This is a genomic window from Citrobacter sp. S46_ASV_140 (assembly GCF_018919545.1).
Taxonomy (GTDB): domain Bacteria; phylum Pseudomonadota; class Gammaproteobacteria; order Enterobacterales; family Enterobacteriaceae; genus Citrobacter; species Citrobacter braakii.
This window is the reverse complement of record NZ_JAHLRC010000145.1, coordinates 1-7569: the sequence shown is the minus strand read 5'-3', so window position 1 is coordinate 7569 and position 7569 is coordinate 1. Positions and strand designations below refer to the sequence as shown.

Sequence of the window (7569 nt, the reverse complement as noted above, 5' to 3'; positions counted from 1 at the left end):
TGAAAAATTTGCTGACATTGTTAAATCTGGAAAAAATTGAAGAAGGACTCTTTCGGGGCCAAAGTGAAGACTTAGGGTTACGTCAGGTTTTTGGGGGACAGGTTGTCGGTCAGGCGCTGTATGCCGCAAAAGAAACCGTACCGGAAGAGCGTCTGGTGCACTCTTTTCACAGCTACTTTTTACGCCCCGGCGATAGCCAAAAGCCCATCATCTATGATGTGGAAGTCCTGCGTGATGGTAACAGCTTCAGCGCGCGCCGCGTTGCCGCGATCCAGAATGGCAAACCCATTTTTTACATGACCGCCTCTTTTCAGGCACCGGAAGACGGATTTGAACATCAGAAAACCATGCCGGATGCGCCGGGTCCCGATGAGCTAAAATCAGAAACGGAAATTGCCCGCTCAGTGGCGCATTTACTGCCGCCGCTGTTGAAAGAAAAATTTATCAACGATCGCCCATTGGAAGTACGCCCTGTAGAGTTTCATAACCCCCTCAAAGGTCACGTCGCACCTCCGACGCGCCAGGTATGGATCCGAGCTAACGGCGTGCTGCAGGACGATCTGCGCGTCCATCAGTATCTGCTGGGTTATGCCTCAGACCTGAACTTCCTGCCTGTTGCGCTGCAACCGTACGGGATTGGCTTCCTGGAAAAAGGGATTCAGATCGCCACCATTGACCATTCTATGTGGTTCCACCGTCCGTTTAATATCAATGAATGGCTGCTGTATAACGTCGAGAGTACTTCGGCATCCGGTGCCCGGGGCTTTGTACGCGGAGAGTTTTATACCCAGGATGGCGTGCTGGTCGCTTCTACCGTACAGGAAGGGGTAATGCGTAATCGCAATTGAGAATTACCGGATGGTGGCGCAAAAGCGTTGCCATCCGGCAAATTGAGAATCATGCGTTGTAAGCGTTCTCGCCGTGACTGTTTACATCCAGACCTTCGCGCTCCTGCTCTTCCGGTACGCGCAAACCAACCGTCATATCCGCCAGCTTATAGCCAATGAAAGCCACCACGCCAGACCAGACGATGGTGATCGCCACGCTTTCCAGTTGCACCAGCAGCTGATGCCCCATGGTCACGCCCTCGGTAAAGCCCACGCCTCCCAAAGAGCTGGCAGCGAAAACTCCGGTCAGGATACAGCCGACAATGCCGCACACGCCGTGAACGCCAAACACGTCACACGGATCGTCCACACGCAGAAAACGCTTCAGCATGGTCACGCCCCACAGGCCTGCCAGACCCGCAACGACACCGATAATCAGCGCGCCGCCGACACCGATATAGCCACATGCAGGTGTTACGCCCACCAGACCCGCAATGGCACCAGAGCAGGCGCCCAGCAGAGACGGTTTACCACGCAGCGCCCATTCACCGAAGATCCATCCGAGGATGGCTGCAGCGGTGGCGACCACGGTATTGACGAAGGCCAGTGCGGCGATTTCATTTGCCGTACCCGCTGAACCAGCGTTAAAGCCAAACCAACCAATGTAGAGAATAGCGGTACCGGTGAAAACCATCGGCAGGTTATGCGGTTTAAAAGCTTCTTTGCCAAAACCGACACGTTTGCCAATCAGATACGCGCCTACCAGACCGGCAATCGCCGCGTTGATGTGCACAACCGTTCCGCCGGCAAAATCCAGCGCGCCGTGGGAAGCCAGCAAGCCGCCGCCCCAGACCATATGAGCAATGGGGATGTACGACAGCGTTAACCATACCATCACAAAAATCAGCACCGCGGAGAAGCGAATACGTTCAGCCAGCGCACCGACGATTAGCCCAACGGTGATGCAGGCGAACGAGCCCTGAAAAGCAACGTGAATGTACTGGTAGAAGCTCCCCGTTACCGCCGTCAGCGCAATATTCTTCAGCAATACCCAGTTGAAGTTGCCGAAGAAATTATTACCTTCGCCAAAGGCCAGTGAGTAGCCATAAACCACCCATAAAATACAAACCAGAGCAAATGTCACCGTAACCTGAGTCAGCATCGACAGCACGTTCTTACCGCGAATCAAACCGCCGTAGAACAGCGCAATGCCAGGGATGGTCATAAACAGCACCAGCGCGGTACAGATCATCATAAAAGCGTTATCCGCTTTATCCGCAACCGCCGGTGCCGCCATCGCCAGTCCCGGCAGCAGCGCCAGTGAAGCAATACCTGTTTTCATCGTTGCTATCTTCATTTTTTGGTTTCCTATCACTGTGTGCCAGACGTTACAGTGCGGCTTCGTCGGCTTCGCCGGTACGAATACGAATCACACGTTGCAGCTCGGCGACGAAGATTTTGCCGTCGCCAATTTTTCCGGTGTATGCCGCCTTACTGATGACATCAATCACGCCATCCAGTTGGTCGTCGGCAATCGCCACATCAATCTTCACCTTCGGCAGAAAATTGACGCTATATTCAGCCCCACGGTACAGCTCAGCATGACCTTTCTGTCGGCCAAACCCCTTCACTTCGGTGACGGTCAGCCCCTGAATACCAATAGACGACAATGCTTCACGGACGTCTTCCAGTTTGAACGGTTTGATTACCACGGTAACCAGCTTCATAGATCCCCTCCAGTCAGAATTCAGTAGTGGCTGCAGATACACGAGAGGAATATTGCAAGGGATGTGCCAGAAATGAAAAAGGCGGGATGATTCAGGTTCTCAGGGTACTTCCGGGAGAGAAAAAGAAAAAACGCACTATAACGGTGCATAGTGCGTTACATTTTTGCACCAGATTGTTGATTGCCGGATGGCAGCGTAAACGCCTTATCCGGCCTACGAGACCGTGCTGGCCCCAGACCGGATAAGCGCCGCGCCATCAGGCGATAACAGAATCGTCTTGCGTACTGGCGGCTAACTCTTCACCCGCCAGCTGCAGCTGATACATCTGCCAGTAACGGCCTTGCGCCGCCAGTAATTGCTGGTGCGTACCACGCTCAACCGCCTGACCGCGATGCAGCACCAGAATGGTGTCCGCATCGACAATCGTCGATAACCGATGTGCAATCACCACCAGCGTGGTGTGTTCACGTACCGCCGCCAGAGCTTGCTGAATGGCCTGTTCAGTACCGGAGTCAATACTGGCCGTGGCTTCGTCGAGGATCAACACCTGTGGCGTTTCAACCAACACCCGCGCCAACGCCAGCAGCTGTTTTTGACCAACGGAGAGATTATTGCCCTGCTCGCCCAGCCGGGTATGAATCCCCTCGCTCAGACCTCGCGCCAGTTCTGCCAGTTGCACGGTCTCCAGCGCCTGCCATACCCGCTCTTCTGAAATATCGCGGCCCAGCGTGACGTTAGCCAGGAAGGTATCTGCCATCACCACCGGATCCTGCTGCACCATGGCGATGCCCTGACGTAACGCACCGTGGCTCAGTGAAGACAGCGGCCGTCCATCAAGGCGGATTTCCCCCTGCGTCAGCGGGTAGTAACCCATCAGCAGGCTGGCGAGCGTGCTTTTACCACTGCCGGTGTGTCCGACCAAAGCCACAAAGCTGCGCGAAGGCACGGACAGACTGATATTTTGCAGCACCAGATTGTCGTCGCGATAGGCAAATGAAACGTTATCCACCTCAATGTCCCCGCTCTTTAGCGGTCGCTCATCTTCACCATAGCGCTGACGTGGCCCATCCATCAGTTCGAACACTCGCTCACCGGCGACAACCGCCTGCTGCAGCATTGATTGCTGAGTGGTCAACTCGATCAGCGGTTCGTTCAAACGGCCGAGATAGCTGATAAACGCGTACAGCACGCCAACCTCGATCGAGCTGCCAGAGGTAAAACTGAACAGCATCAGCAATCCGCAGAGGATCAGCGCCGAGAAAAGGCTAAGCAGCGGGCGCAACAAAAAACCATCCAGTCGCAGGGTCTGCATACGCGCCATATAGTGCGAGCGGCTTGCTTCGCCCATTCTCTCGCCAAATCGCGCCTGCTGGCGGAACTGCTGGATAACACTCATGCCGTTGATGACTTCGTTAAAGCCATCGTTAATATCCGCCAGATAAGCGCGAACCCGGCGCACAATCGGGGTGCTGTAGCGTTGATAAATCACCATCACCACCAGCACGGCCGGGAAAATGGCCATCGCCACTACCGCCATACGCCACTCAAGGCTGAACATCGCTACCAGCATGGCGCCAATTAATGCCGCGCTGCGCAGGACCGTTGCTACCACCGTCACGTACAGGTCGCGAATAACTTCGGTGTCATTGGTCACGCGGGAGATTAGCTGTCCGACGGGTTGAGTATCAAAGGCGCTGAGCGGCTGACGCAGCGCAGCGTCCATTACGTCGGTGCGCAACTGTTGTACTACGCCAACTGCCGCCTGGTTAAACAGCAATGACTGCGCGTAATGCAGGCCAGCCGCCAGCAGTTGCAGACCGATATATGCCGCAACCAGCCCGGCGACCATCGCCAGCGGCAGATTATTCTTCGCCACCATGTTATCGATAAAATAGCTAATCAGCAGCGGACCGCTGACTTCCGCCGCAGCGGCCACCCACAGCATGACTACCGCAATAGCCAGCTGTTTTCGCCATGGAGAGCCATACGCCAGCAATCTTTTTAGGGTCGGCCATAATTGCCCAAAACTACGCATTAGCCGCCTCCTCGTTTATCTCTGGTGCATCAGTCAGCGCCGCTTCCAGTTGCTGATAGCGGTACATATCGCGATACCAGCCAGGCTGCTGCACTAACGCATCATGCTCGCCGCGCTGGGCAATATGCCCATGCTGCATCACGATAATCTCGCTGGCTTCCGTCAGGGCCGATAAACGGTGGGCGCTAATAATGACGGTTCTGCCTTCGCCCCACTGGCGCAGGTTATGCAGGATCTGATGCTCGGTACGACCATCTACCGCCGACAGCGCATCATCCAGAATCAAGATTTCAGCGTTCAGGAGTAGCGCTCGAGCGATAGAAATACGCTGTTTTTGCCCTCCAGACAGCATCACCCCTCGTTCGCCCACTTCGGTGTCGTAGCCCTGCGGAAGACGTAAAATATCCTCATGAACGCTGGCAAGGCGTGCCACATACTCGATCTCTTCCTGCGTGGCCTGAGGGCGTCCTAACGCGATGTTATTGCCAACGGTATCCGAAAACAGGAATGGCGTCTGGCTGACAACTGCCAGCCGGCTGCGCCAGCTATCCAGTTGTAATCGCGTTAAGGGGATATCATGAAAGCGCACATCGCCGTGGGTGATATCAAAATGACGCTGAATCAGCGACAGCACCGTACTTTTCCCCGCGCCGGTAGGCCCACAAATGCCCAGCATCTGCCCAGGTTTAAGCTGGAAGTTCACATTTTCCAGCGCCGGGTGTGTCGTTTGCGGGTAGCAAAATTCGCGAATCGCCACCGCCAGCTCCCCACGCCCTTCCGGTACCGGTTCAGTGCCGTCATCCACCACCGGCGCTTCAGACAGCATGGCGCGAATACGGCTGTAGGCCGCGCTGCCACGTTCGACGATGTTAAACATCCATGCCAGCGCCAGCATCGGCCAAATCATCAAACCGAGATACATCATAAAGCTGGTGAGCTGGCCGAGCGTCAGCGAACCGTGCACCACCATCCAGCTTCCCCCAGCAATCGCCAGTAGGTTAGCCATGCCAATGGCGATATAAATCGTGGGATCAAAGCGGGCGTCAATGCGCGCCACGCGCAGGTTTTTCTTACCGGTATCTTCGGCATCGGCGGCAAATAATGCCGATTGCCGATCCTCCAGACCGAAGGCCTTGATCATGCGAATACTGGTCAGGCTTTCCTGAGTACGGTCGTTGAGACTGGAAAACGCCGCCTGCGCCAGCTTAAAGCGGTTATGCAGTCGATCGCCGTAACGTTTGATCATCAACGCCATCACCGGCATCGGCAGCAGCGCAATTAACGTCAACTGCCAGCTTATCTGCGTTGACATCACGATCAGCACCGCACATCCCATTACCAGCGAATCTACCAGCGTCAGCACGCCTTCTCCGGCGGCAAATACGACCCGATCGACATCGTTGGTCGCACGCGCCATCAGATCGCCCGTGCGGTGACGCAGATAAAATTCTGGATGCTGGCGACTCAACTGACGGTAATAATCTTCCCGCAGCTCAACCGCCAGTTGGTAGGATGCGCCAAACAGCAGCACGCGCCAGACATAGCGCAGCAAATAAACCACCACTGCAATCAGGGCAATTGTTCCCACCCACATCAGCAGCCACTCGGTGGTGAAGCGTTGAGTCGTCACGCCATCCACAATGATCCCGACCACTTTCGGCGGAATAAGCTGAAGGATAGCGATGATGATAAGCAGGGCCACCGCCCCGAGGTAGCGACGCCACTCCCGGCGGAAGTACCAGCTTAATTGAGCAAATAATCGCACGCGTTATGTCCTGACAAGATTTCCGGCAATAAGCGCCGGGAGAGTTATTCAATAGGGAGCGCAGTTGTGTATTTAATCTGTTCCATCGCAAAGCTGGAGGTGACGTCAGACAGGCCAGGTACGCTGTTCACCAGGCGCTTATAAAATTCATCGTAGCTTTTCATATCGGCGACCTGCACTCGCATCAGGTAATCATATTCCCCTGCCATACGCCAGAACCTCCGGCATACCGGTGACTTCGGTGACAAAGCGGCAATACCATTCACTGCTGTGATGCTGAGTCTTAATCAGCACAAACGCGGTCAGCCCCAGCCCCAGTTTTTCTGGATCCAACAGGGCGACTCTACCCAGCAGGATACCGTCATCTTCAAGCCGTTTGAGGCGTTTCCAGCAAGGGGTGGTAGTCAGATTAACGGCATCTGCTAACGCCTGCAAAGAAAGGGTGCAGTCCTGTTGCAGTAAGCTAAGCAGCTTACGGTCAATTTTGTCTAACATATCCACTCCACAGAGAAGAATTTTCTCCTTACATTCTATTTTAAAGGCTAAATGGCAACAATTTTTTCCGTGCTTTTCGCTATTCTTGGCACAAAATGACAAATGGATATCTATTAATGATGAATAGCTCCTGGGTTAAAAACGCCATCAATGAAATCAACGCGGATTATCAGCGTTCTGCGGATACGCATCTCATTCGTCTGTCGCTACCGGCGTTCCCGGGCATTCAGATCTATTTAAAAGATGAGAGCACGCATCCCACCGGGAGCCTGAAGCATCGTCTGGCGCGTTCACTGTTTCTGTACGGATTGTGCAATGGCTGGATTAAAGAAGGCACCACCATCATTGAATCATCGTCCGGTTCAACGGCGGTCTCCGAGGCTTATTTCGCCCGACTGTTAGGGCTGCCGTTTATTGCCGTCATGCCTTCCTGTACGGCGAAGCGTAAAATTGAACAGATTGAGTTTTACGGTGGTCGCTGTCATTTCGTGGAAAGCGCCTGTGAAATCTATGCGGCCTCTGAACAGCTGGCGCGTGAGCTGAACGGTCATTACATGGACCAGTTCACTTATGCTGAGCGCGCTACCGACTGGCGTGGCAATAACAATATTGCTGACAGCATCTTCCGTCAGATGCAGTGCGAGCCCAACCCCGTCCCCCGCCATATTGTGATGAGCGCCGGAACCGGCGGCACCTCTGCAACCATTGGCCGCTATATTC

Annotated in this window: 6 protein-coding genes and 1 pseudogene; 2 read left to right on the top strand and 5 right to left on the bottom strand. The window is 54.5% G+C overall.

Annotation, left to right across the window (positions count from 1 at the left end; genetic code table 11):
* Positions 1-848: acyl-CoA thioesterase II (gene tesB, locus KQJ19_RS21020; protein ID WP_216404084.1), on the top strand; the 848-nt coding region annotated here is incomplete at its 5' end.
* A gap of 49 nt (positions 849-897) precedes the next feature.
* Here tesB and amtB read toward each other — a convergent pair.
* The 5 genes and pseudogenes from amtB to KQJ19_RS20995 form a co-directional block, all read right to left on the bottom strand.
* Positions 898-2184, bottom strand: coding sequence for an ammonium transporter AmtB (gene amtB / locus KQJ19_RS21015; RefSeq protein WP_141874918.1), 1287 nt, complete (start codon positions 2182-2184; stop codon positions 898-900).
* 31 nt (positions 2185-2215) lie between these two features.
* Positions 2216-2554, bottom strand: coding sequence for a P-II family nitrogen regulator (glnK, locus tag KQJ19_RS21010; RefSeq protein WP_003021657.1), 339 nt, complete (start codon positions 2552-2554; stop codon positions 2216-2218).
* Between the two features lie 256 nt (positions 2555-2810).
* Entirely contained in the window at positions 2811-4589 is a 1779-nt protein-coding gene (locus KQJ19_RS21005; RefSeq protein ID WP_047501912.1) for a SmdB family multidrug efflux ABC transporter permease/ATP-binding protein, read from the bottom strand.
* Positions 4582-6354 (bottom strand): SmdA family multidrug ABC transporter permease/ATP-binding protein, encoded by a 1773-nt coding sequence (locus tag KQJ19_RS21000; protein WP_080858958.1) that lies wholly within the window; start codon positions 6352-6354, stop codon positions 4582-4584. The genes KQJ19_RS21005 and KQJ19_RS21000 overlap by 8 nt, the downstream gene beginning before the upstream one ends.
* A gap of 44 nt (positions 6355-6398) precedes the next feature.
* Positions 6399-6849: pseudogene (locus KQJ19_RS20995) on the bottom strand (Lrp/AsnC family transcriptional regulator).
* Between the two features lie 116 nt (positions 6850-6965).
* Between KQJ19_RS20995 and KQJ19_RS20990 the strand changes: the two are divergent.
* A partial coding sequence (locus KQJ19_RS20990; RefSeq protein ID WP_253296389.1) for a pyridoxal-phosphate dependent enzyme occupies positions 6966-7569 on the top strand: 604 nt, incomplete at its 3' end.

Coding starts and splice junctions, on each gene's coding strand:
- amtB (WP_141874918.1), bottom strand. CDS start 2,184: ATGAAGATAGCAACGATGAAAACAGGTATTGCTTCACTGGCGCTGCTG.
- glnK (WP_003021657.1), bottom strand. CDS start 2,554: ATGAAGCTGGTTACCGTGGTAATCAAACCGTTCAAACTGGAAGACGTC.
- KQJ19_RS21005 (WP_047501912.1), bottom strand. CDS start 4,589: ATGCGTAGTTTTGGGCAATTATGGCCGACCCTAAAAAGATTGCTGGCG.